The organism is Campylobacter australis, assembly GCF_050586305.1.
Taxonomy (GTDB): domain Bacteria; phylum Campylobacterota; class Campylobacteria; order Campylobacterales; family Campylobacteraceae; genus Campylobacter_A.
In genome coordinates, this window is record NZ_JAXUAA010000001.1 from 439,499 (window position 1) to 462,996 (window position 23,498).

Below are 23,498 nucleotides of genomic sequence, written 5' to 3' on the forward strand. Positions count from 1 at the left end.
TTGATGTTTGGGCAAATTTATTTTAGGCAATTATAGCAAAAATGTTTTTAGAACGCTTTTAAACTCATCACAAAGTGTGGTTTTTAGCTTTATGAGCGATATGGGCAGGTTGAAATTTTCAACCTTTACGATGTCTTTTTGTGTCATTAAAAGCGAAGTTGCGTTGTATTTTTCTAAAATTTCGCTTAACTCTTTTTTGCTAAAAGTGTGATGATCTGGGAAAAAAACTTGAGCTATACTCTTGTTAAAAAATTGCTCAAGGCGGCTTGGGTTAGCAATAGCAGTTACAAGTACCATGCGACTAGTCGCAGCTAAAATTTCACTCTCTCTAAAATGTGAAATACCCTCTTTGGCTATAAAATCAGAATATTTATAAAAAAATTTTGGATATCGATATACGCCACTAGGTATGCAAAAATTTAGTTTTGGCTCTGGGGTCGGAACTACTAAGATATTAAACTTTTTGATATGAAATTTGCCAAAGCCATCATCCAGCAAGATATATTTTGCCCCTAAGTTTTTAGCTAGCTCTATGGCTTTTTCTCGCTTTTCACTAACGATAACAGTAGCTTTTCGGACGCACTTTGCATACTCCATCGCTTCATCACCACTCTTTGCTACATCTGTTAAAATTTTACCATTTTTAGCTACTAATATCATCCCCTTTGAAGCGCGACCGTATCCTCTAAGTATGATGGCAGAGCCTGAAAATTCATTTGCTATAGCGATACCTAAAGGGGTTTTGCCGCTACCGCCAAGAGTTAGGTTTCCTATGCTAATAATAGGTGCATAAAAGTCTTTTTCTTTGGTATAGAATTTTTTAATACAAACACAAAATGCATATACTAAAGAAAGTGGTAAAAGTGCGTAGGCAAGTAGCCTTTGAGTAAGGCTAGGGTGCAAGAAAAAGTCTTGCGCCCATAGGTGGAGTTTGTTTTTAAACACGAGAGTGTGCTATCGTTTTTATCTCTTTTGCGACACGCTCAACATCGGCATCACTCATGACATTATAGATAGGTAAGGATAGTATCTGCTGATATGTTTTAAGCGCTATTGGGAAAGCATTTACTTTTAGGGCATATTTATTTTTATAGTAGCTTAAAAGATGGATAGGTATATAGTGAAGCGAAGTATTTATGCCCTTTTCAAGTAACTCTCTAGCAAAACCATCTCTGTTTTTGTCTATCTTGATGATGTATTGTGTGTATATGTGGTCTCGTTTTTTTACTGGGGTGCTTACATGTGGGCAGTCTTTAAGTTGCTCGTCATAATACGCAGCTATGTCTTGGTGGCGTTTGATAATCACATCATTTTTTTCGATTTGTGCGAGCGAGTATGCCGCATCTATCGTTGTTAAGTCGTATTTTACTCCAATATCAACAACATCATATATATAGCTTAGGTTTCCAAATTTATCAAAACCAGTTGTAATGGCATAGTTGCGAAGCAGCTCGGCTTTTTTGGCTATCTCATCGTTATTTGTAGCGATAAATCCAGCTGTTGCAACTGAGTCTTTAACTTGCGAATAAGTTTGAAAGCAAGTTAAAAGTGAGCCAGTGTTGCCTATTTTTTGACCATTGTAAGTTAGTCCGATAGCTCTGTTAGCGCTATCAAGAACTTCTATTTTATACTGTTTTGCTATATCATAAATTTTATCTAATTCGGCACTTTGTCCAGCGACATGGTTTAGAAAAATTCCTTTTAGCTTTTTGTGGTTAAATTTCTCTAAAGTTACCTCAAGTGCTTTTGGGCAAATTCCTAAATCATCTTCATTGATGTCCACAAATATCGGCTCGGCATCGAAGTGACGGATAGCTTGAGCAATGCTTGGAAAGGCATTTACCGAACAGATAAACTTATCCCCACGCTTTATATCCATCGCGCAAAGACTTAGATGATGAGCAGCAGCGGAGTTATTTGTACTAATAACATGCTTTACTCCAAAATACTCCCTTAGCTTCTCTTCAAGCCTTTCTACCATTTGAGAATTTGGGTTACTAAGTGCTTCGGATATAAGCTCACGCTCTCTATCTCCGATACTTGGTTTGTAAAAGCTAATCTCACTCATCTTATCTCCTTGTTTTATCTTATAGTTTTGCGATGATAGGCATATGCGCTTTAAAGCGGTTTTTATGGTATCTACTTAAAACACTTTTTAGCAGATCCTTGTCGCCTACTTTTTCGTCTAAAAGGCTTAAATTTTGTTTATTTTCATCTATTTGTCGTAATACCTCGTCAAGGACGCCATAGTTGTATCCAAGGTCGCCTTCATCACTTTGACCCTCCCATAAGTCAGCCGATGGGGCTTTGTTTATGATATTTTCACTTATACCCAAAAAGCGCGCAAACTCAAAAATTTCACTCTTATAAAGCTCGCCGATAGGATTAATAGCGCATGCTAGATCGCCAAAAATCGTACCATATCCTAGCATAAGTTCACTTTTGTTACTTGTGCCAACAACGATAGCATCGATATTTACAGAGTAGTCATAAAGTAAGCTCATACGAATCCTTGCGCATAAATTTCCCTTTCTAAGGTTGCCTAAATTTTCGCCTATTTGGTTTTGATATGCGGTTAGAATTTCATCTATGTTGATGATTTTATGATTTATATCGAGTGTTTTACAAAGCTTAAGTCCATCTTGTAAATTTTGCTTATTTGAGGAGCTTGTAGGCATCAAAAGGGCATATGTATTTTGTGGTGCTGCAAGTTTGCAAAGTGTTGCAACAACAGCAGAATCAAGACCTCCACTAACACCAAGTAGTAAATTTTCAGCCCTAGTCATTTTTTGTGCATTTTGCAAAAAAGTTACTAAATTTGACTTGATATTCTTAAAATCCATCATAACTTTGTGCTAATAGCCCTCTTAAAATATTATTTAATAATAGCTATTGTAGCCTATTTAGCATAAATTTTTTTTTAAGTTTAAGGATTTTTTTGTAAAATTCTTAAAGAAATGAATTAAAAAAGGGAAAAATATGGAAATTCTCTCAAAAGCCTTTGGCGTATATGCAACAAACTGCTATATAGTAAATTTAGGAGACAAACAGGCTGTTATAGACCCCGGAGACGGCGCTTTTGACTGGGTTATGAAAAATGCTAAAAATTTAAAAGCTATCATCTGCACGCACGGACATTTCGATCATATCTATGATATTTGTGAGATCAAAAAGGCAAGTTTGGCACCAATTTTTATCCATAAAGATGATGCTTTTATGCTTGAAAATGATATTTTTAATGAAGGATATAATGTTTGCAAACCAGATTTTGCCGTTGATGAGGGTGCTTATGAGTGTGAGGGGTTTAGCTTTGAGTTTATGCACTTTGCAGGCCACACTCCTGGCTGTTCGATGGTTCGTTTTGCAGATGTTGTGTTTAGTGGGGATTTTTTATTTAAAGATAGTATAGGCAGATGGGATTTTCCGTATTCAAATAAAAATGATATGATAAAAAGTCTTGAAAAGGCTATGAAATTGCAGGGTGATTTTAGGATATTGCCAGGGCATGGAGGTGAAACTTCACTACAGCGTGAGAAGCAAAATTTTACCTCTTGGCTACAATATGTAAAAATGTATTGACCTAAGCTTGTTCTTTATCTCTAGCACGCCTTAGGGCAGCCTCTTTTTGGATATTTTTTTGTTGAGCTGTAAATATATGCTCTTCAAGTGTCACTAGCTGGAATGTGCCTTCAAAGACCTTCATCTCTCTTATGCGACCTATTACTCGCACATCTCGCTTGCGCGACTCGTCAAAATAAGCTGTGGCTTCAAAGTCTATAACATCTCCAAGCTTTGCGGGAGCAAAGAAATTTATCCTAGCGTTTATGGTAACGCAGTTTTGTAAATTTATTGATGTTAGTGCCGCATAGTTTGCAGCAGAAAATATAAAACCGCTATGTATAAGTCCTTCAGTGTCGCAAACCATCTCAGCTGTCGTAAATAGCCGTGTTTTTGAATGGTTTTTTTCAAGTTCTGTCACCACTCCGCTTAAGTTTAGCTTTATCTCTGTTGATGTTTTTATGTCATTGCGAAATGGATTTTCATCTTCTGGAAGGATGATTTGCGAGTCGTTAGCCTCTTCATAAATGTTATCTTCAGCCATATTTTTCCTTAAATTTTTATTTTAATATAAACTCTGCGTGGCGCTGGATAGCCTTCGATAGTTTTTGTGCTATCAAATGGGTCTAAAAAGCTTTCAAGACTTTGTCCGTTTATCCACTCAGTTTTTCGTTGCTCTTCAAAGTCTGTCGGCTTTGTTGCTAAAATTTCAAAATCCTTAAATTTTGCCCTTTCGCACCAGTTTTGAAGTGCTGAAATGGTAGGCACAAAGTAGATATTTGGGATTTTAGAATATGTATTTTTTGGTGTTAGCGCAAAGTCTCCTCGCATGTCAATATACATCGTATCTAAAAAAATTTCTCCGCCATCATTTAATGCACTTTTTAACTCTTTTAACATCTTTACTGGATCGCTTCTATGATATATCACACCAAGGCAAAAAATAGTATCAAATTTCATGCCATAGCTAGCTAAGTGCTCCACGCCAAGAAGTTCATACTGAATGTCTGAACAAATGAAGTGATTTAAAAATCTAAACTGCATAAAAGTATGCACACTAGGATCAAAACCAACCAGTTTTTTGGGCTTAAATGGCAACATACGAAACATATAATAGCCATTATTGCACCCAACATCTGCAACGCTTTTTTCACATAAATCAAGATGTGGGGCGAGTAGATTAAATTTTATAAAGCTTTGCCATTCGGTATCAATAAAAATTTCATTTAGCGCAAAAGGTCCTTTTCTCCATGGTTTTAGCTGTTTTGCTATGTCTTCTATGCGCTTTAAATTTTGGCCACTTATATTGCTAAAATTTATTCTTACAACATCATCAAAATCGCATTTTGCCTCTATCTTACCAAGATATTCAAGCTTTTTTAAGATGTCTAAATTTTTAGCTGTATTTAGCTCTTTTTGCTTAAGTTTTAAAAACTCTTGCATGCTATTTCCAGTCTATGACATTGTGTGGGCAGTCTTTTTGGTAGTTTCCAGCCGCATCATAATACTCTTTGCAGTCGTTATAATATCTTGTAGAAATGCCTCTTTCATTTAAAAATAGACAGCCATTTAGGCAAAATGAAACAAATATCAGGATAAAAAGTTTAAAAAAATTTCTCATGGCGTTGATTTTATCATAAATTTTAAGAATTTATAGTAAAATGCAAGCACTAGGACTAAGTTTAGTCATTTTAATACAAGGCATTTTTATGCAAAGACGAGATTTTTTTAAAATAGGTGCGGTTTTAGGTGCAGCAAGTGTGCTGCCAAGTGTTGCTTTTGGAGCTAATAGTGTCCAAAAAATGGGTGCAGTGCGAATTTTTGATGTGAGTTTAAAACATGCCATTTTAGAAAAGGGCAAGATGACCAGATTTTGGCTGCCACTTGTTACAAATACCCCTTTTCAACAACTTGTAAGTGACTATAAAGTAGACACAAGCGCAAGAGAGTATTTTATCTCAGATCTTGAAATTCCTACACTTTTTGCAGACTTTAATAAAGACGAGCAAAAGGCGTTTATAGATGTTAGCTTTAAAATTCAAACAACTGAGAGAAACACTGACTTTAGCAAGGTAAATTTTAACGAAAATGAAAAGCTTGTTCCTGAGATATCGCGCTATTTAGAACCTACTGCACAAATTCCAACAACGGGCATAGTAAAAGAATTTGCAGACAAGATAGTTGGCAAGACTAAGGGCGATTTGGAGCGTGCAAGGCTTATTTATAACTGGGTAGCTGATACGATGGAGCGCGATAATAGCGTTATGGGATGTGGTCTGGGCGATGTAAAAATGATACTTGAAAGTGGTAAATTAGTTGGCAAATGTACGGATATAAATAGTGTATTTGTTGGGCTTTGTAGGGCGCTAGGTATCCCTGCTCGTGAGCTTTTTGGTATTAGGGTTGGCTCATCAAGATTTAGCGGTCAAATGGGTGCAAAGCCAAAAGATGACGGACTAAGTCATATTTCTGGTGCTCAGCATTGTAGAGCAGAGTTTTATCTTAAGGGTTATGGCTGGATACCTGTTGATCCTGCTGATGTGACAAAGGTTAGACTTGGCGAGAAGCTACAAAATGGCGATGCGAAGCTAAATGAGGTGCGCGAGTTTTTATTTGGTAACTGGGAGATGTGCTGGATAGGCTTTAACTATGGTCGCGACTTTAACTTAAAGCCAAGAGCCGAGCAAACACCTATAAATAATTTTGGTTATCCGTATGCCGAGGTTGATGGTAATACACAAAACTATTACGATCCAAAAGAATTTAGCTACAATTATACATCAAAAGAAGTGTGAGTTGAAACATATAAAATTTATATTTTTAGCTATTGTAAGCGCATTTATGGCAACACTTTGTTGCCTTCCTGCGCTACTTTTTGTCTTGTTTGGAACGAGTTTTTCGTTTCTTTCATTTTTAGAGCCACTTAGTCAATATCGTACAATATTTACTATGCTTTCACTTGTTTCTTTCGGTGTTTCGATATTTTATATATTTTTTAACCAAAATACCTGCTCGCTAGATAGCAGACGCAAAAGATGGTATGTGATATATGCTCTTTTGGGTTTTTTGCTGGTTATTTTGCTATTTTATCCAGAAATTTTAGGAGAACTTTATGCGTAAAATTTTAGCTATTTTACTTTTTACATCGTCGCTTTTTGCTGATAAAATGATAGTTATAAAGGTTGAAAAAATTCATTGCCCATTATGTACAGCCATAGTAAGAAAAGCTAGTTTGAAAGTTGATGGTGTAAAAAGCGCAAAGGCTGATATGAAAAGTAAAATTTTAACCATACAAGCTAGCGATGATGTTAATGAAAATGAGATATTAAAAGCACTTGAAGCAACTGAATATCCAGGAGTTATCATAAAATAAGGAGGCAAAAGTGATCAAAAATGAAGTTTTAGTAAAATTTGAGCAACTTTGCAAGATACCGCATTGTAGTTTTGAAACTGCACAGATGCGTGAGTTTTTGGCTGATTTTGCAAAGCAAAAAGGTGCAAAAGTAAGCGTAGATGAGTTTGGAAATATACATGCCATAAAGGGCGAGCCAAAAATTTGTTTACAAAGTCATTATGATATGGTTTGCATGGGTGATGCACCAAATGTTGTAGTTGAGTATCATGATGATGGCTTTATGAGAGCTAAAAACTCATCTTTAGGTGCTGATAATGGTATAGGTGTTGCCATGATGATGCAAATGCTTGCCGATTTTGATAATGTTGAGTGTCTTTTTACAAATGACGAAGAGGTTGGGCTTGTTGGGGCAAATAACTTTAAAGGTAAGCTTGTTAGTAAAAAACTTTTAAACCTTGACAGTGAAGATGATAACGAGGTTGTAACAGGATGTGCCGGTGGTATAAATGTATTTGCTAGCATTGATGTGAGCTCAAAAAAAGCCGATCAAGGAGATGTGTATGAGATTTTGGTATCTGGCTATCCCGGTGGGCACTCTGGAAATGAGATACATAAAGATATACCAAATGCGATAAAAGTCTTGGCTGAATTTGTGAGAAAAAGCAAAGCAAAGATTGCTTTTATCGAGGGTGGCGAGCGAAGCAACTCTATACCAACTTCAGCAAAAGCAATAGTTGTAAGTAAAATTTTACTAAAAAGTGATAACCCACACATAAGCGTTAAAAAACTTGATGAAAAATATGAAATTTTGGAAAATGGGGATAAAATCCTAGCTCTTATAAATGCCTTTTCGCAAGGTGTAAGAAGTTATAATTCAGAGCTTGGCTTGCCAAATGATAGCGTAAATTTATCACTTTTAAAATTTGATAAAAAGACAGCCGAGGTTGAGTTTTTTGCTCGTTCGATGACTTGGAATGGGCTTCATAGGATGGAATTTGAGCTTAGTGAGCTTGCCTTGGCTCTTGGTTTTAGCGTAACTAGCAAGGATAGATCGGTGCCTTGGAAACCAGAACCAGATAAGTTTGCGCATACAGTTTTAGAAGAGCTTTTAAAGTTTCGCCCACAAGCAAAGCTAGCTGCTATACATGCTGGACTTGAATGTGGAGTTTTGCGTGATAAGCATGGTGATATGGAAGCTTGCTCGATAGGTCCAAATATCTACTCTCCGCACTCAACTCGTGAAAAATGCGAGATAGCTTCGGTGGAGATCATAACTAAAGTCGTAAGAAATATCGTAAAAAAATATCAGTAAATTTAGGCTAGGGTAACTAGCCTAAATTTTTAAGTTTAAGCAAAAATATCTAAATTTTTTCTTGCTTGTAAATTTTCTTCACTTGCACTTAGCTCAAGTGTTTGCTCGGCAAGTTGTTCTGAAGCTTTCATAGCTTGAAGTTGCACTTTTTGTACCTCTTCGGCTTGATTAAGCTCACTGCGTTCTCTTGGTTGGCTAATGTTTTGGTAAGTGTTAAAAGAATTTATCCCTGAGATCACTTTTATCCTTCTAAATTTTTATACATTATAGTATTTTAAAGTAAATGCAAAACTTTTTTATAAAACTTACAGAAGTGGGGGGGGTGCTTACCCCTCGATATAGTTTTTAAGTTTTCTGCCAACTTTTGGATGTTTTAGTTTTTTAATCGCCGAACTTTCGATCTGGCGAACACGCTCGCGAGTAACATTTAGTGCTTTGCCTATCTCTTCAAGTGTGCGGTCGCTCTCATCGTCAAGCAGACCAAATCTCATACAAATAACAGCCTTTTCACGGTCATTTAGCTGACTTAAAACCTCATCTATTTGCTGTCTTAAGTCACCTTTTAGGATGTGATCCATAGGACTTAAAGATGTTTTATCCTCAACAAAATCACCAAATTTACCATCATCCTCGTTTGCGATAGGGGCTTCAAGACTGATAGGCTCTTTTGTGATTTTTATAACCTGTTTCACCTTATCTATGCTCAGTCCGACCTCTTCAGCTATTACACTAACATCTGGCTCTTTGCCTTCTTCTTGCATGTATTTTCTATTTATTTTGTTAATGCGGTTTATAGTTTCTATCATATGGATAGGGATTCTTATAGTTCTGGCCTGATCTGCGATAGCTCTAGAGATTGCTTGGCGTATCCACCATGTTGCATAGGTAGAAAATTTATACCCTTTGCGGTACTCAAATTTATCTACCGCCTTCATAAGCCCGATATTTCCCTCTTGTATAAGATCAAGGAATGGCAGACCGCGGTTTGTGTAGCGTTTTGCGATACTTACAACCAGTCTTAGGTTTGACTTTGCCATTCTGGCTTTTGCTTCATCAGAAATTTTCTTTCCGCGTTTTATTTGTTCTAAAACCTCTTTAAGCTTAGCTGGTTCTAGGTTAAAACCACTTTTACTTGCCTCTTTTGTTTGAAAAAGTTTTTTTATCTCAACATAAGTTGAAACCATCGTGGCTTCTGGAACACGAGAGATGATATCTTCTTTACTAAGTTTTAAGATATCTTTTAAAATTCCTTTGTGGTTTTTCTTAAGCTCATCACTAAACATCGGAAGGCGGTATTCTAGGCGTTTTAGTTCTCTGTCAAACTCATCATCGCTTTTTAGTGCCGTCTCCATTGATTTTACGATCTCGGTTATCAGCTTGCTTGTAGGACCTAAGTCCATGAGCTTGTCTTTTAAAATCTTCTTCTTAAATGCTATATTTAAGTTTCCGCCCACATCGTTTTCTTCAAGCTCTGCTTGCTTTCCAGCACTTTTAAGCCACTCTTTTTTGGCTTTTTCAAGTGCTTTAAAACTCTCTATAACCTTCTCTGCACGCTTATCGTTTTTTAAATTTTTCTTTGGCTTTTCATCTTCATCAGTGTATTCATCTTCATTTTCATCTTCTTCGATATCCTCTTCATTTTCATCTTCAAAGCTTTTAAAAAGTTCTTTAACACGACGCTCTCTGTTTATAAGTGGCTCTTTATAATCTAGTATAAAGTCTATCAAAAATGGCACAGAGCAAAAAGCGTCGATTATTATGTCTTCGCCAAGTTCTATTCTTTTGCTTATCTCTACTTCTTCTTCTTTTGTAAGCAAGGCTATTTGACCCATCTCTCTAAGATACATTCTGACTGGGCTATCAGAGCGCGACCACTCTAAAAAGTCACTATCGCCAACTAGGTCAAATTCTTCTTCTATATCAACTTCTTGTGTTTTTTCGATCTCTTTTTGGCGTTTTTTAGCATCTTCAATATTTCGCATTTTTGCGATTGAAGCAGCAGTAAGAAGCTGTACTTTATGTGTTTTAGCTAAGGATTCGATCTTTTTTATGACCGTTGCTGCTGGGGCTTTGTCAAATAGTTTTACAAGTTTTTCATAGGTAACAAAACCTTTTGCATTTTCGGCAAAAAGCTCTTCGACTTGGGAAAAATTTTTCTTTGCTGAACTCATATTAGTAGATACTCCCTTTTGTGCTATCACGGGTTTTAAAAGAGATGGATTATACCGAAATTTTCTTAATATTTTATAAAATTTATTTTGGAACACTTTTTGCTTATGTGAGGTTAAAGATAAAAATTTTTTGGCAAAAGCCTATACTAAGGTGTAAAATGCAAAATGGATACTACCAAGCCACAGGCGCGATGGTTACGCAGTTTAATAGACTAAATGTCATTACAAACAATCTCGCAAATGTAAATACTATTGGATATAAAAGAGATGATGTTGTTGTTGGAGATTTTGCTAGAATTTTTAAGCAAGTTCAAGATGAGCTTCCGCTTAAAAATCATACAAAAGATGCTGCAAAATACTTAAATAGAACGATTGATAGAGTTCCGCAAATCGTTGAAGAATATACAGATTTTAGCTCTGGTGGTATAAAGCACAGTACAAATGATCTTGACTTTGCAATAAAGCGAGATGACCTTTTTTTCTTAGTCGATACTCCTCAAGGACCAAGACTAACTAAAAATGGTGCTTTTAGCCTTGATAGTGAAGGTTTTTTGGTTAGCAAAGAGGGATATAGGGTTTTGCCTAGTGGATATGAGGCTTTGCCTGAAAATTCTCGTGGTATTCAAATAGCTTCTGACACAAAGCTAACGGTTGATAAAAACGGTAATGCTTACGCTAATAACGAGCCTATAGTAAAGCTTTTTATAGCGCAACCAAGAGAAATTCGTGACATAGAAAAGGTGGGAGATAATTTGTATAAACCAAAAACAATGGACGATGTTGCTGATGTGGCAGATGCTGATGTTGTATTTCAAGGATATGCTCAGATGTCAAATGTCAATCCAGTAACCGAAATGGTGGGTCTTATTGAGACACAGCGTTTGGTTGAAATTTATCAAAAAGTCATGACAAGCCATATGGACGACCTAAACAACGACGCGATCTCAAAAATCGCCAGTGTAAGACAATAAAATTTAAAAGGATAAAAGCTATGATGAGATCACTTTATACCTCTGCAACAGGTATGATAGCACAGCAAACGCAAATAGATGTAACAACGCACAATATCGCAAATGTAAATACCTATGGATATAAGAAAAATCGTGCGGAATTTGCAGACTTAATGTATCAGGTTATGGAGTATGCAGGCACTGCAACTAGCCAGACTACTACAAGCCCAACTGGCATTGAGGTGGGTCTTGGTGTTCGTCCAACAGCTATAAATAAAATTTTTTCACAAGGATATTTTAAAGAGACAAGCAACAACCTTGATGTTGTTATCGCTGGCGATGGCTTTTTTCAAATTCAGCTTCCCGATGGAACTACAGCTTATACTAGAAATGGCGCGTTTAAGCTTGATGCAAACGGTACGGTAGTAAATTCTGATGGTTATCAGCTTATACCGCAGATAGTTATCCCTGAAAATGCAACACAAATTTCTATCGGCATTGATGGTACGGTTTCTATCTTGCAACCAGGAGAGGCTGAGATGGCGCAAGTGGGACAGATAGAGCTTGCAAATTTTATAAACCCAGCAGGACTTCACTCTATGGGCGATAATAACTATCTTGAAACAGCGGCTAGTGGCAATGTCGTTGTTGGCGTAGCTGGACTTGATGGTATTGGCACTATAAGGCAGGGCTTTATAGAGATGAGTAATGTCCAGCTAGTTGAGGAGATGACTGATCTTATCACGGGTCAGCGTGCTTATGAGGCAAATTCAAAAGGCATCACTACGAGCGACTCGATGCTTGAGATAGTAAATGGACTAAAAAGGTAGGTTAAGATGATTTATGTTTTATCTGTGATTGTATTTATGCTTCTTGCTTGGGTGGTCGATGTGCTTTATTTTTCAAGCGATGAGTTTAAAAATAGTCGGACGATCAACTAGGTTTAAAACCTGCAAATTTTGTGACTTGTGGGTTTGTTTTATTTATAAATTTCTTTATATATTAATAATTAGTATCAATTATAATTAAGCAAAATTCCCTTATAATTGAGAACTATTTTTAATTTAAAGGAATTCTTATGCTTAAAAAATATGGTGGCATAGTTGCGATGTTGCTCGTAAATACGATCTTTGCAACTAATGAAGTTAGGCTTGATGAAGTAAGCGTAACAGCCAAAAATAACTCATCTAAAAAGTCTATTTTAAATAAAAGCGATATTAAAAAAGGGCAAATTTTTAACGAAAAAGATCTTGTAAGAAATGAAACGGGCGTTAGCGTTACCGAGGGTGGCAGAAGTGGTAATAACGGCTATGCTATACGAGGCGTTGATAGCGATAGAGTGTCTGTAAAGGTTGATGGGATGGAGGCCGCACAAAGTTTTATGCCAAGATTTTACTATATCAAAGGCTTAATGAATGGCAATCGCAACTCTACTGAGCTTGAAAATTTATCAAGTGTCGAGATCACAAAAGGAGCAAATTCTCTAACAAAAGGTAGTGGTGCGATCGGTGGATCGGTATCCATGCAGACTAAAAATGCCGATGATTTTGTAAGAGAGGGTGAAAATTTTGGCTTTTATAGCAAAACAGGCTACGCATCTATAAATAATGAATTTCGCCAAGTCACAGGTGCTGGTGTGAAATTTCACGGCATCGAAGCACTTTTTCAGCACACTTACAAAAACGGCGATGAGTATAAAAACTATTACAGCGGAAGCATTAAAGACATATCGTATTGTGGTATGACAACAAGTGGCGAAAATAACACGCACAAATACCCAAATCTCTGCTCTTTTGGTAGAATTTTACCAGACACAGCAGATAGCAAAAGCAACTCTCGCCTTGCAAAACTAGGCTACAGATATGACGATCACTTTATAAACAGTTTTTACGAAGATTTAAAACAAGAGCATTTTACAGAGCAAAAAAGCAACAGCGTCGCATCGGCAAACAGGCGAAATTTCAATGAAAAAATACCATACGAAAGATATGGTATATACTACGAATACGAACCAAGCAGTGATGAAATTTTAAGCTATTTTAAGGCTGGTCTATCAAAGCAAAAAGTCCAGCAAATTTCGCACAGCACACAGTATAATGCATTTCCTAGATTAAATGCACATCTAAATGATAAGATTGATAAGTATAGAAGCTATGAGTTTAGCCAAAAACGCACACAATTTGATAGCGAGGGTATTTTTGGCGATATTGGCGGACATATTTTTAGCTTTGGTGCTGGACTTCATAATGGTGAGTTTTCAAACGAAAATACCGAGCTAACTTACAGCTACCACGGTGCAGGGGGGGCAGATACCAAAAATTTCACTTACCAGCAACCTGTTGAAAGCAAACTTTTTTATGCGTATTTAAGAGATGATATTAGCGTAAATGACACACTAAATTTAAACTTCGGCATTAGAGCTGATAGCTATACCTATACGCCAAAAATTTCAAATTTAAAATATGAAAACGCAAGACAGCAAATTAAACAGCTTCCTGAGAGTAAATTTAATGCTTTTACTTACGAGGCTGGATTTGAGTATGAATTTGCTGATGATACGGCATTTTCTTATGCGTTTAGCACAGGCTTTCGTGCACCAAAAGTTGAAGAGATGTATTTTGAGATGGGGACTTCAAGCTCTAACACCGTTTATGCTAGAAATTTGGACTTAAAGCCAGAAAAAGCACAAAATCATGAAATTAGTTTGGTTAAAAATAGTGAAAATTACGCAGTTGCAGCTAGTGCGTTTTATACAAAATATAGTGATTTTATAGATATTGGATATGATGTTGTAGTAAATTCTAGACGAGTTCGTAACTGGGGTGCCCCTCCTGGTACGCCAACACATAGGACGGAATACTCGCTTGATAAAGTCATCTATAAACAGACAAATATTGATCAAGCGGTCATCAAAGGCATTGAGCTAAATGCAAGGGCAAATGGTGGAGTATTAAATTTGGCTGACGAATATTTTGCAACGCTAAAAGCCACCTATCAAAAAGGACGCAAAAGCGACGGAACTTCGCTTATGGCGGTTCAGCCGTTTACGGCAATTTTAGGTTTTGGCTATGAAGGAGAAAAACTTAATCTCTTGCTAACTAGCAAATATGTAAGAGCTAAAAAGCAAAAAGATGCGATGGATTTTATCCCACTAAACTCACTTCAAGTAAATGTCGATAAAACGACCGGAGATGTATATAAAGGCGATATAAAACCGCATCCATATCTAGGCAAGTCCTACACCATCTACGACCTAACTGCAGGGTATAAAATAAGTAAAAATTTTAGTATCAATGCAGGGATTTTTAATCTTTTTGATAAAAAATATACAACTTGGGATAGTCTTCGTCAGCTAAGATATAATGGTAATCAAGGTTATGTTTTAGGCTCTGGCGTTGGACTTGAACGATATACAGCAGCTGGGCGAAATTTTAGCGTTAGTTTTGAGATGAGATATTAAAACAAACTTTTATAAAACATAAATTGTGCTAAAGTAAATTTAAAGTTAAAAATTTAATTATTTTTTAAAGCAAAGTTAATATAATGTCAAATATATTTTAAATGGGAAGGGGAAAATATGGAATTTCTCACAAGTTTAAGCGAGGGGTGGCAGTTTAGCATACAAATCGCCATCGTGCTTATTTGTCTGTTTTATGGTGCAAAAAAGGGCGGTATAGCTCTTGGTATGCTAGGAGGTATAGGACTTATTATGCTTATATTTGGCTTTCATATCCAACCAGGAAAGCCAGCTATAGATGTAATGCTAACTATTCTTGCGGTTGTTGTGGCCAGTGCTACCTTGCAAGCCTCTGGAGGTCTTGATGTTATGCTTCAGATCGCAGAGAGAATTTTGCGTAAAAATCCAAAATATGTAAGCATTCTTGCGCCGTTTGTTACTTGCACGCTTACTATACTTTGTGGTACTGGACATGTTGTTTATACGGTGCTTCCGATTGTTTATGATATTGCTATTAAAAATGGCATACGCCCTGAGCGCCCGATGGCTGCAAGCTCGATTTCATCGCAGATGGGTATTATCGCAAGTCCAGTTTCGGTTGCTGTTGTTACGCTGACTGCATTTTTGCTGGGCGCAAAAAACCCTATCCCTGGCTTTGATGGCTATCTTGATCTTTTGAAAATCACTATACCATCGACATTTTGTGGTGTTTTAGTGATAGGAATTTTTAGTTGGTTTAGAGGAAAAGATCTTGATAAAGATGAGGAATTTCAAGAAAAGATTAAAGATCCTGAATTTAAAAAGTATGTTTATGGCGACTCTGTAACTCTTCTTGGTAAAAAATTACCAAATCATCAGTGGGCTGCGATGTGGATATTTTTGGCTGCTATCGCTGTGGTGGCATTTCTTGGATACTTTAAAGAGCTTCGTCCAAGCTGGTCTTCTACAAAAGATGCGACGATAGTTCAAGTTATTGCAAACTATCCAACAGAGCAAAAAATTTTAAAAACTGTTACCGTAAAAGATGGTAGCATTTTGGCTCAATCAACAGAACTTAGTGTCTCAAACAGCAAGATAGGCTCAAGCCAGAAAGCTCAAGCTGTTGAGATAACAAGTAAAAATGGCGCGAAAGAGAGCTTTGTGCGTTCAAATGATGGCACAGTTACTTATATGAACGCTGATGGTAAAAAAGAGGAATTTCAAGGCTCATACATTAATATTTCTAATAAACAAGCTTCAAAATATACTCTTGGCATGGTTCATGTTATTCAAATTTTTATGCTTTTAGCTGGTGCGGCGATTATTATATTTACACCAACTGATGCTAACAAGATCGGTAAAAATGAGATATTTAGATCAGGTATGATCGCGCTTGTTGCAGTTTTTGGTATCAGCTGGATGGCTGAAACGATGTTTGCAGTGCATACGCCTATGATGAAGGCTGCGCTTGGGGATATAGTAAAAGAGTATCCTTGGACATATGCTGTGATGTTGCTTTTGATTTCAAAATTTGTAAATTCTCAAGCAGCTGCACTTGTTGCATTTGTTCCACTTGCGCTTGGTATTGGTGTTGATCCAGCTATTATTCTTGCTTTTGCTGCAGCTTGCTATGGGTATTATATTTTGCCAACTTACCCAAGTGACCTTGCAGCGATACAGTTTGACCGCTCTGGCACAACAAAGATAGGTAAATTTGTTATTAACCACAGCTTTATCATACCAGGACTCATCGGTGTTGTAGTTTCTTGTATATTTGGCTATATATTTACAGGTCTTTTTGGCTACCTATAAAAACTTTCGGGGAGAGTATCCCCGAAATCTCTAAAATTTTAGACAAATCTTTAAAATAACTAAGTAAAATTTTAATTTAATATAGATATAATGTTTCATCAATTTTCTTACAAAGGAGATAGAATGAAATTTGTATTAAAGGTGGTAGCATTTATGCTTCTTGGAACTACTTTGGCTTTTGCTAAGCCTACGATTTATATCCTTGCAACTGGTGGTACTATCGCTGGTAGTGGATCTGGAGAGCTTTCGACCGCTTATACTTCTGGCACTGTTACAGTAGATAAGCTTATTGCAGCAGTTCCACAGATAAATGAGATAGCTACGATAAAGGGCGAGCAAATCTCACAAATAGGCTCTCAGGAGATGAATAACGAAGTATGGCTAAAACTTGCCAAACGCGTAAATGAGCTACTAACTAGTGGTAAGGCAGATGGTGTTGTTATCACTCATGGTACGGATACTATGGAAGAGACGGCATATTTTCTAAATTTAGTAGTTAAAAGCGATAAGCCGATCGTTATGGTTGGTGCTATGAGAAACTCTGGCTCACTAAGTGCTGACGGACCGCTAAATCTTTTTAATGCTGTAAATGTTGCAATTAGTAAAGATAGTGTAAATAAGGGCGTTATGGTTGTGATGAATGATGAAATTCATGCAGCAAGAGAGGTTACTAAAACTAATACCACTGGAGTTGAGACATTTAAGTCGCCAAATGCTGGCAAGATAGGTACTGTATTTTATGGCAATGTCAAATTTTATATGGCTCCACTTAGAAAACACACATCTAGCTCAGAGTTTGACATCACAAAAATCACTGAGTTGCCTCGCGTTGATATACTTTACAGCCATGCAAATGACAATGCCGACTTTGCAAATATAGCTATTAAAAACGGAGCAAAAGGCATTATAAGTGCTGGTATGGGCAACGGAAACCCTTTCCCAACTGTGCTTGAAGCGCTTGGCGAAGGCGTAAAAAAGGGTGTTGTTGTAGTGCGCGACTCTCGTGTAGGAAGTGGTGAAACAACGCTAAATGGCGAGGTAGATGACGCAAAATACGGCTTTTTAGCAAGCGATAACTTAAATGCTCAAAAGGCTAGAGTGCTTTTGATGCTAGCACTTACAAAAACTATGGATAAAGCAAAAATTCAAGAGCTATTTTTAACTCATTAAATCTTATGGACGGAGATACTCCGTCCTTTTTTAAAAATATAATTATTTTATACTTGGTTGAGTAGATTTTGTGTCGCTAAATGAGTTTGTGTAAGGTAGTAAGAGATATTTTTTGCTTTCTACTAAAAAGCTGATCGCTTCTTGCAACTGTTTTTCATTTAGTCCATATAATTTTTCAAGCTCAGCAAAAAGCTCTTTTGCTCTATTTTTTTCGAGTAGATTTGGTCTGTAAAATAGCATTAAATTCGCGCCTATACCTATAAAATCATATTCAAACGAGCAGACAAAATTTATAAGTGCGTAGCTTTGGTGAGGTTGTAAGTCATCAACAAAGTAACCATTTATCATCCTCGCAAAACATTCTGAGCTCTTTTTGGTGGGACAAAGGTGCACGATGATATCCTCTTCTAAGAATTTTGCATCATTGTAGCTAAGCTCTGCAAGTGCTTTAAATGCATTATTTTTACTTAAATTTATCTTGCCATAAAAGTCGCTAAGGCTTGTATTTTTAGTGTTTAAAACTCTTAAAATGTGCTCAAACTTCTTAATCTCTGCTGCTCCATTAGCAAAAGATCTATTGTACTCGTCAATATCGAAAAAAAACTCACCAGTGGCTGCATGAGAGCTTGTGTATTCACACTGAGTCGTGTTTTCAAATATAAAAAGTGGTCGTTTTGTCGGATGTTTTGCTAGTAATTCTTCATATGCTAATATGGTTGCTTTCATGTTGCGTTCAGTTTTTAAGATGGCAAATTTATAAAGCTCACTAGAATCTACACTCATGCCTTTTATCTTGTTTTCTTCAATGATATTTATAAGTGAAGCAGGACTAAAAAGATGGTTGTAAATTCTTGACAAAACTCTCAATAAAGGCTCCTTTGTTTGAAATATATTCTATAAAAATATAAGTTAAAAATAGCTTTATAGATATATAAAAAGAAAAAATTTCACAGATAAAATTTTCATTTATCTGTGAAATTTTAAGCTTAAAATTTCACTTCCCAAGTGAATTTAAAGTTTCTACCTGGCGCATAGAAGCGTTTTATACCTGCGCCTGTTTTCTGATTTATTAAATTTGATGTACCAAAAACACGAATGGAACGCATCGAATCCCAAGTGATATATTTCTCATCTGTTATGTTATATACTCCAAAAGTAAATGAGAAATTTTTAGTTGGTTTTGCATATGCGATAAGATCAAGTACTCTATATGCGCCACTACGCCAGTGTTTTGTACTATCTGTTACTGCATACCCATTAACTATATCTGGCGACAGCTGATGATCTGCTGGGCAGCTTTGTGAAGTATGTGGCGCATATATATGATATGGATCATTGCATCTTGAGCTTTGCTCTTTCCAGTATGGGTTGTGTGTGTCTTTACTTTTTTTTGCTCTTACATCTGTTAAAAGAAGATCTATGCCATATTTATCGTTAGTGGTAGAGTATCCGATGGTGTATACTGATGTATCTGGTTGTATGGCATCCATTGGTATATTGCCATCCATTCTGCCTTTTTGCTTGGTTAGTTTATATCCTATTCTAAAACCATCCATTTTAGAATGTATGTCTCCTAGCTCCAATCGCGAACTGATCTCAAACCCCTTTACGACAGCACTATCTCTATTAATGCTTTGGTATGTTGGATAAGGCAAAACGCCAGATGCTAACTCTTTTCTGCCTTGATACTCCATATCGATAAAATTTTTATAGTCGGTTTGAAAGATATTTGCTGTTATAAAGCTTTTGTTATGATAAAAGGTTAGTGCAGCTTCTTTTGTCTTTGCTGTTTCTGTTTTTAGGTTTATATTTGGCAATATAGAAAAACTAGGATGTTTAAAAGTCATATATATTTCATCTGATGTAGGAACCCTAAATGCATTTGCATATTTCACTTGAAATCGCATAAACGAAAATGGATCAAAATCTATGCCAAATGAATAGCTATGGTTTTTATACTCTTTTTCTTGTAGTAAAAGCGCTAAATTTTGACGAAAATTAGTTTCATAGACTGGGTCATTATATCCGCAATTCCTAGAGCCAATAGGGCAAGGTAACTTTAAAAGTGTGCCAGTAATAAGTCCTTTTGGCACAGGAGTGTTTTCATCGTATCTTGGCGAGTGTTTTGTCTTGTCATATCGATAATTTAAATCAAATCCTATCCAGTCAGCATAATCCCCCCCCCGTATGTAATCACTAACATAAAGAGCAGTATTTGTTGTCTGAACTGGTATTAAAAACGAATCTCTTGAATTTATATTTGTTTTTATATTTCCACCCGACTTTGGACCAACCCATCTAGTAGGATCTGGTATGTGGTTTAAAGTATCTGTATCCCAGTCTGTTTCTTCTTTTACATAGAGAAAATTCTTTTGCCACCATTGTATTTGTTTGCCTTCAAAACCATCTTTATTTACCATGCTTTTTCTGGTTTTACCATAAAGACCGCCGTATTTTAGGCTGTGTTCTGTTGTTAGAATTTCAAATTCTTTTTCAAAGTCTATACTAAACTGCTTTGTATTGGTGTTTAAGTCCCTATCTGTGTAAGAGTTGTTTTCAAATCCTGTGCCTCCTGGCACTATAATATAAGCCTTTTCTATCGCTGGTAAAAAGCCAAATTGTTTAAATTTATGTAGCTTTACGGCACCATATTTTTTGCCATTTATCTCTTTTATCTCAAGCTCTCTTTCTACAAAATTATTAACATCTTGGTCTTTTTCTTCATCTCTTTCAAGAAAGACTTTGATCTTTTTTGAGCAGTCATAAACACTGCAATCAATATAAGCTCTTGAAGCCTCATACTCCATATAGTCTGTTCCTGAAAGTTTTTCTCCTTTTATGTGGTAGCTTCTATAATATCCATCTTTTTTACCAGTAAGTTCATTTCCGTCTTTATCAACTGTTTTTATAATATCTGAACTATTGTCTAACACTAGACCTTTTGGATTTAACACACCTTTACAGTCATCTCTATCACAATACTGATCGTTTCTTGCTCTGTTTGTAATCTTTTGATTTGAGTAAGAAATTTTTACACTATCCCAAAATGGAGTCTCTGTAAAGCTTTCTATTGTGTATTGAGTATTTTTTCTATGTGAATAATCATCTGTTTTTCTGATAGCCCCTTGATCGTCAGGAATAAGATACGATAGATCATCTCCTTTTGAAGTTAGCTTTGAGTCATCTACTGAAGCACTTACTCTTAGCTCATCAAATGGAGAAAAGCTAAATTTAACAAGAGTGCTTTGTCGTTTGATATCGTATGGATCAACCTTTTCTCGCTCTCTTCCTAAAGCTTTGTAGTCTTGTTCTTGCGATTTGTATATATCAAAAAAGTAGTTTTTCCTCTCGTGTCCGTCCCTGTTTGTTTTAATTACTAGCATATCAAACCACTTATATTTAGCCGCTGCTGTAAGTGATCTAAAATTTTGACTATCGGCACTTTGGTAACCATTTTTAAAACCTAAATAATAATCTTTATTGATTAAAAAATCTCTTGCATCCTTTGTTTCAAACATTACAGAGCCACCTAAAGCGCCACTACCGCTTTTTATGGAGTCTGCACCTTTTGTAATGGTTGCCATTTTGACATTTTCCATTTCCACACCATTTCTTGTATTGTTAAAATTCCCATAACCCTCATAAATGTCCTTAAAGCCTTGCGAGCTAAGTGTTTCTGCTTGTCTAAGTCCATCAATCATGATGCCGACACGATTTTCATCCACACCACGTATAGCATACCCACTAGAACCACTTCTACCAGCCTCAACAACTGTAACACCAGTTTCGTACTTAACCAAATCTCTGCTATCTGAAACTTGTCTTTTGTTTAGCGTTTCAGCTTTTATTTTTGTCTCACCAACCTTTTTTTCTTTGACGGTTTGTTCCTCGCTATCACCATATGCAGTTACCTCTTCAAGGGCAACCTCTGATTCTTGTCCCAGTAAGGCACAACAAAGAAAAAGAGATAAGTAAATCCCTGTTCTCATCTTTCTCAAAAACTCCTTTCATAATTAAAATTATTATCATTTTTTTTGTAAAAATAATAACATTAAAATTTTTATATGTTGCTTAATATTAATGCTTTGTTTAAAATATATTATTTGATTTGTTATTTAGATTTATTTTGCTAAAATTGAACTAAAATTTTACAAGAGGGCGAAAATGACACAGGCAAAAGTATGGAAATTTGGCGATAATATAGATACTGACATTATCATTGCTGCGCGATATTTAAATACATCTGACGAAAATGAACTAGCAAAACACATAATGGAAGATGGCGATCCTGACTTCGTTAAAAAGATGAGAGCTGGAGATGTTATAGTTGCTGGTGAAAATTTTGGTTGCGGAAGTAGCCGAGAGCACGCACCTATAGCACTAAAGGCGGCTGGTGTGAGCGCTGTTATAGCAAAGAGTTTTGCAAGAATTTTTTATAGAAATAGTTTTAACACAGGGCTTTTGATACTAGAGATAAATGAGATAGACGAGATAAATGAAGGCGATGAAGTTAAGATAGATATTGATTATGGTGTCATAAAAAATGTTACTACTTCTAAAGAGTATAAATTTCATCCTATTCCACCGTTTATGCAGGAGCTTTTAAAAGAGGGTGGCTTGATGCAATACGCAAGTAAAAAGATAAAATAAGGTAAAAAATGGCAAAAAGATATAAAATTTGTATGATAAAAGGCGATGGTATCGGACCTGAGATAGTTGATGAGGCTGTTAAGGTTCTTGATGCTATAAGTATGAAATTTGATATAAACTTTGAATATGACTATAAGCTTATGGGTGGTGCAGCTTGCGATGTTTTCGGTGAGCCGTTACCAAATGAAACACTTCAAAGTGCCCTTGAAAGTCATGCTGTGCTTTTTGGTGCTATTGGCGGTGAAAAGTGGGATAGTTTGCCACGAGACAAACGCCCTGAAAGCGGACTTTTAAAGATACGAAAAGAGCTTGGAGCTTTTGTAAATTTGCGCCCAGCGATGATATATGATGAGCTTGTGAGTGCTAGTACCATTAAACCAGAAGTTGTTAGAGGCGTAGATATACTTGTTGTGCGTGAATTAACAGGTGGAATTTACTTTGGGCAGCCGCGGCAAAAATGTGAAACTAGCGCGTTTAATACAATGATATATACAAAAGATGAGATTGAGCGTATTGCAAAAGTTGCATTTGAAGCAGCACTAAAACGCAAAAAAAAGGTTTGCATGGTCGATAAGGCAAATGTCCTTGAGACTAGCCAGTTGTGGCGCGAGGTGGTTGGCGATGTTGCAAAAAGCTATCCAGATGTTTTGCTTGAGTTTATGTATGTTGATAACGCCGCAATGCAGATCGTGCGTAATCCTAGGCAGTTTGATGTTATTTTGACTGAAAATTTATTTGGGGATATTTTAAGTGATGAAGCAAGTATGGTCGTTGGGTCAATAGGGCTTTTGCCAAGCGCTAGTATAGGCGGAAAAGTCGGTATCTATGAGCCCATCCATGGTAGTGCGCCAGATATAGCAGGGCAGGGCATAGCAAATCCTTTGGCAACTATTTTAAGTGCTGCTATGATGTTAAGATATGCATTAAATGAAGAAGAAGCAGCACTTTGTATTGAAAAAGCCGTAAAAAGTACACTTGCTCAAGGTTACAGGACTAAGGACCTAGCTGCGTTTGACGCAAAAGAAATTTGCACAACAAGCGATATGGGCGATGTTGTGGTTAAGTTTATAGAGCAAAAGTAACG

Annotated in this window: 22 protein-coding genes; 12 read left to right on the forward strand and 10 right to left on the reverse strand. The window is 36.3% G+C overall.

The features are described from left to right. Window positions 1-30: 30 nt before the first annotated feature. Genes U5B17_RS02265 through U5B17_RS02275 form a run of 3 tightly spaced genes read right to left on the reverse strand, consistent with a single transcriptional unit; the run spans window position 31 to window position 2,843 of the window. Window positions 31-945 carry a tetraacyldisaccharide 4'-kinase gene (locus U5B17_RS02265; protein ID WP_430803737.1) on the reverse strand — a complete coding sequence of 305 codons (915 nt, stop codon included), beginning with the start codon at window positions 943-945 and terminating at the stop codon, window positions 31-33. Further along, complete coding sequence (locus U5B17_RS02270) at window positions 938-2,068, reverse strand: DegT/DnrJ/EryC1/StrS family aminotransferase (RefSeq protein ID WP_430803738.1); 1,131 nt, start codon at window positions 2,066-2,068, stop codon at window positions 938-940. The genes U5B17_RS02265 and U5B17_RS02270 overlap by 8 nt, the downstream gene beginning before the upstream one ends. Before the next feature lie 19 nt (window positions 2,069-2,087). Continuing rightward, the gene (locus U5B17_RS02275) at window positions 2,088-2,843 is read right to left on the reverse strand and encodes an NAD+ synthase (RefSeq protein ID WP_430803861.1); all 756 of its coding nucleotides are present in this window, start codon (window positions 2,841-2,843) and stop codon (window positions 2,088-2,090) included. Between the two features lie 136 nt (window positions 2,844-2,979). Between U5B17_RS02275 and U5B17_RS02280 the strand changes: the two genes are divergently transcribed. After that, a complete protein-coding gene (locus tag U5B17_RS02280; RefSeq protein WP_430803739.1) occupies window positions 2,980-3,579 on the forward strand; it encodes an MBL fold metallo-hydrolase in 600 nt (199 codons plus the stop codon). 1 nt (window position 3,580) lies between these two features. Here the strand turns inward: U5B17_RS02280 and U5B17_RS02285 are convergent, their stop codons facing one another. From U5B17_RS02285 to U5B17_RS02295, 3 genes are read right to left on the reverse strand one after another with little or no spacing between them, the layout of a single operon-like run. Then, a complete protein-coding gene (locus U5B17_RS02285) occupies window positions 3,581-4,102 on the reverse strand; it encodes a hotdog domain-containing protein (RefSeq protein ID WP_430803740.1) in 522 nt (173 codons plus the stop codon). 8 nt (window positions 4,103-4,110) lie between these two features. After that, window positions 4,111-5,001: a tRNA 5-methoxyuridine(34)/uridine 5-oxyacetic acid(34) synthase CmoB gene (cmoB, locus tag U5B17_RS02290; RefSeq protein WP_430803741.1), complete on the reverse strand. Its 891-nt coding sequence runs from the start codon at window positions 4,999-5,001 to the stop codon at window positions 4,111-4,113. Window position 5,002: 1 nt separating this feature from the next. Beyond that, window positions 5,003-5,179 carry a hypothetical protein gene (locus tag U5B17_RS02295; RefSeq protein WP_430803742.1) on the reverse strand — a complete coding sequence of 59 codons (177 nt, stop codon included), beginning with the start codon at window positions 5,177-5,179 and terminating at the stop codon, window positions 5,003-5,005. Between the two features lie 88 nt (window positions 5,180-5,267). Between U5B17_RS02295 and U5B17_RS02300 the strand changes: the two genes are divergently transcribed. Genes U5B17_RS02300 through U5B17_RS02315 form a run of 4 tightly spaced genes read left to right on the forward strand, consistent with a single transcriptional unit; the run spans window position 5,268 to window position 8,225 of the window. Then, on the forward strand, window positions 5,268-6,353 hold the full coding sequence (locus tag U5B17_RS02300; RefSeq protein WP_430803743.1) for a transglutaminase domain-containing protein: 1,086 nt from the start codon (window positions 5,268-5,270) through the stop codon (window positions 6,351-6,353). A 1-nt stretch (window position 6,354) separates the two neighbouring features. Then, the gene (locus tag U5B17_RS02305; protein ID WP_430803744.1) at window positions 6,355-6,678 is read left to right on the forward strand and encodes an aryl sulfotransferase; all 324 of its coding nucleotides are present in this window, start codon (window positions 6,355-6,357) and stop codon (window positions 6,676-6,678) included. Further along, window positions 6,671-6,931: a heavy-metal-associated domain-containing protein gene (locus U5B17_RS02310; RefSeq protein WP_430803745.1), complete on the forward strand. Its 261-nt coding sequence runs from the start codon at window positions 6,671-6,673 to the stop codon at window positions 6,929-6,931. Before U5B17_RS02305 ends, U5B17_RS02310 begins: the two co-directional genes overlap by 8 nt. Before the next feature lie 10 nt (window positions 6,932-6,941). Continuing rightward, window positions 6,942-8,225, forward strand: coding sequence for a M20/M25/M40 family metallo-hydrolase (locus U5B17_RS02315; protein WP_430803746.1), 1,284 nt, complete (start codon window positions 6,942-6,944; stop codon window positions 8,223-8,225). 35 nt (window positions 8,226-8,260) lie between these two features. Here the strand turns inward: U5B17_RS02315 and U5B17_RS02320 are convergent, their stop codons facing one another. Both U5B17_RS02320 and rpoD read right to left on the reverse strand, forming a co-directional pair. Then, on the reverse strand, window positions 8,261-8,464 hold the full coding sequence (locus U5B17_RS02320) for a hypothetical protein (protein ID WP_430803747.1): 204 nt from the start codon (window positions 8,462-8,464) through the stop codon (window positions 8,261-8,263). An 87-nt stretch (window positions 8,465-8,551) separates the two neighbouring features. Beyond that, window positions 8,552-10,396 (reverse strand): RNA polymerase sigma factor RpoD, encoded by a 1,845-nt coding sequence (gene rpoD, locus U5B17_RS02325; RefSeq protein ID WP_430803748.1) that lies wholly within the window; start codon window positions 10,394-10,396, stop codon window positions 8,552-8,554. 158 nt (window positions 10,397-10,554) lie between these two features. On the opposite strand from rpoD, the gene U5B17_RS02330 reads away from it, so the two are divergent. From U5B17_RS02330 to U5B17_RS02350, 5 genes are all read left to right on the forward strand, one after another. After that, the gene (locus tag U5B17_RS02330) at window positions 10,555-11,367 is read left to right on the forward strand and encodes a flagellar hook-basal body protein (protein WP_430803749.1); all 813 of its coding nucleotides are present in this window, start codon (window positions 10,555-10,557) and stop codon (window positions 11,365-11,367) included. A gap of 20 nt (window positions 11,368-11,387) precedes the next feature. Continuing rightward, complete coding sequence (flgG, locus tag U5B17_RS02335; protein ID WP_230056282.1) at window positions 11,388-12,176, forward strand: flagellar basal-body rod protein FlgG; 789 nt, start codon at window positions 11,388-11,390, stop codon at window positions 12,174-12,176. A 248-nt stretch (window positions 12,177-12,424) separates the two neighbouring features. Next, the gene (locus U5B17_RS02340) at window positions 12,425-14,806 is read left to right on the forward strand and encodes a TonB-dependent hemoglobin/transferrin/lactoferrin family receptor (protein ID WP_430803750.1); all 2,382 of its coding nucleotides are present in this window, start codon (window positions 12,425-12,427) and stop codon (window positions 14,804-14,806) included. 117 nt (window positions 14,807-14,923) lie between these two features. Continuing rightward, window positions 14,924-16,594, forward strand: a complete 1,671-nt coding sequence (locus U5B17_RS02345) for an anaerobic C4-dicarboxylate transporter (RefSeq protein WP_430803751.1) — start codon at window positions 14,924-14,926, stop codon at window positions 16,592-16,594. Window positions 16,595-16,747: 153 nt separating this feature from the next. Beyond that, window positions 16,748-17,764 carry a type II asparaginase gene (locus U5B17_RS02350; RefSeq protein ID WP_430803862.1) on the forward strand — a complete coding sequence of 339 codons (1,017 nt, stop codon included), beginning with the start codon at window positions 16,748-16,750 and terminating at the stop codon, window positions 17,762-17,764. Window positions 17,765-17,806: 42 nt separating this feature from the next. Here U5B17_RS02350 and U5B17_RS02355 read toward each other — a convergent pair whose 3' ends face one another. Then, window positions 17,807-18,631: a hypothetical protein gene (locus U5B17_RS02355; protein WP_430803752.1), complete on the reverse strand. Its 825-nt coding sequence runs from the start codon at window positions 18,629-18,631 to the stop codon at window positions 17,807-17,809. Window positions 18,632-18,750: 119 nt separating this feature from the next. Beyond that, window positions 18,751-21,753 (reverse strand): TonB-dependent hemoglobin/transferrin/lactoferrin family receptor, encoded by a 3,003-nt coding sequence (locus U5B17_RS02360; protein ID WP_430803863.1) that lies wholly within the window; start codon window positions 21,751-21,753, stop codon window positions 18,751-18,753. Window positions 21,754-21,928: 175 nt separating this feature from the next. Here U5B17_RS02360 and leuD point away from each other — a divergent pair, with 175 nt between their 5' ends. Further along, on the forward strand, window positions 21,929-22,414 hold the full coding sequence (leuD, locus tag U5B17_RS02365; protein ID WP_430803753.1) for a 3-isopropylmalate dehydratase small subunit: 486 nt from the start codon (window positions 21,929-21,931) through the stop codon (window positions 22,412-22,414). An 8-nt stretch (window positions 22,415-22,422) separates the two neighbouring features. After that, a complete protein-coding gene (gene leuB / locus U5B17_RS02370; RefSeq protein ID WP_430803754.1) occupies window positions 22,423-23,496 on the forward strand; it encodes a 3-isopropylmalate dehydrogenase in 1,074 nt (357 codons plus the stop codon). Window positions 23,497-23,498 lie beyond the last annotated feature (2 nt).

Coding starts and splice junctions, on each gene's coding strand:
- U5B17_RS02300 (WP_430803743.1), top strand. CDS start 5,268: ATGCAAAGACGAGATTTTTTTAAAATAGGTGCGGTTTTAGGTGCAGCA.
- U5B17_RS02280 (WP_430803739.1), top strand. CDS start 2,980: ATGGAAATTCTCTCAAAAGCCTTTGGCGTATATGCAACAAACTGCTAT.
- U5B17_RS02295 (WP_430803742.1), bottom strand. CDS start 5,179: ATGAGAAATTTTTTTAAACTTTTTATCCTGATATTTGTTTCATTTTGC.
- rpoD (WP_430803748.1), bottom strand. CDS start 10,396: ATGAGTTCAGCAAAGAAAAATTTTTCCCAAGTCGAAGAGCTTTTTGCC.
- U5B17_RS02340 (WP_430803750.1), top strand. CDS start 12,425: ATGCTTAAAAAATATGGTGGCATAGTTGCGATGTTGCTCGTAAATACG.
- leuB (WP_430803754.1), top strand. CDS start 22,423: ATGGCAAAAAGATATAAAATTTGTATGATAAAAGGCGATGGTATCGGA.
- U5B17_RS02345 (WP_430803751.1), top strand. CDS start 14,924: ATGGAATTTCTCACAAGTTTAAGCGAGGGGTGGCAGTTTAGCATACAA.
- U5B17_RS02360 (WP_430803863.1), bottom strand. CDS start 21,753: ATGAGAACAGGGATTTACTTATCTCTTTTTCTTTGTTGTGCCTTACTG.
- cmoB (WP_430803741.1), bottom strand. CDS start 5,001: ATGCAAGAGTTTTTAAAACTTAAGCAAAAAGAGCTAAATACAGCTAAA.
- U5B17_RS02310 (WP_430803745.1), top strand. CDS start 6,671: ATGCGTAAAATTTTAGCTATTTTACTTTTTACATCGTCGCTTTTTGCT.
- U5B17_RS02275 (WP_430803861.1), bottom strand. CDS start 2,843: ATGGATTTTAAGAATATCAAGTCAAATTTAGTAACTTTTTTGCAAAAT.
- U5B17_RS02350 (WP_430803862.1), top strand. CDS start 16,748: ATGCTTCTTGGAACTACTTTGGCTTTTGCTAAGCCTACGATTTATATC.
- U5B17_RS02330 (WP_430803749.1), top strand. CDS start 10,555: ATGCAAAATGGATACTACCAAGCCACAGGCGCGATGGTTACGCAGTTT.
- leuD (WP_430803753.1), top strand. CDS start 21,929: ATGACACAGGCAAAAGTATGGAAATTTGGCGATAATATAGATACTGAC.
- flgG (WP_230056282.1), top strand. CDS start 11,388: ATGATGAGATCACTTTATACCTCTGCAACAGGTATGATAGCACAGCAA.
- U5B17_RS02270 (WP_430803738.1), bottom strand. CDS start 2,068: ATGAGTGAGATTAGCTTTTACAAACCAAGTATCGGAGATAGAGAGCGT.
- U5B17_RS02285 (WP_430803740.1), bottom strand. CDS start 4,102: ATGGCTGAAGATAACATTTATGAAGAGGCTAACGACTCGCAAATCATC.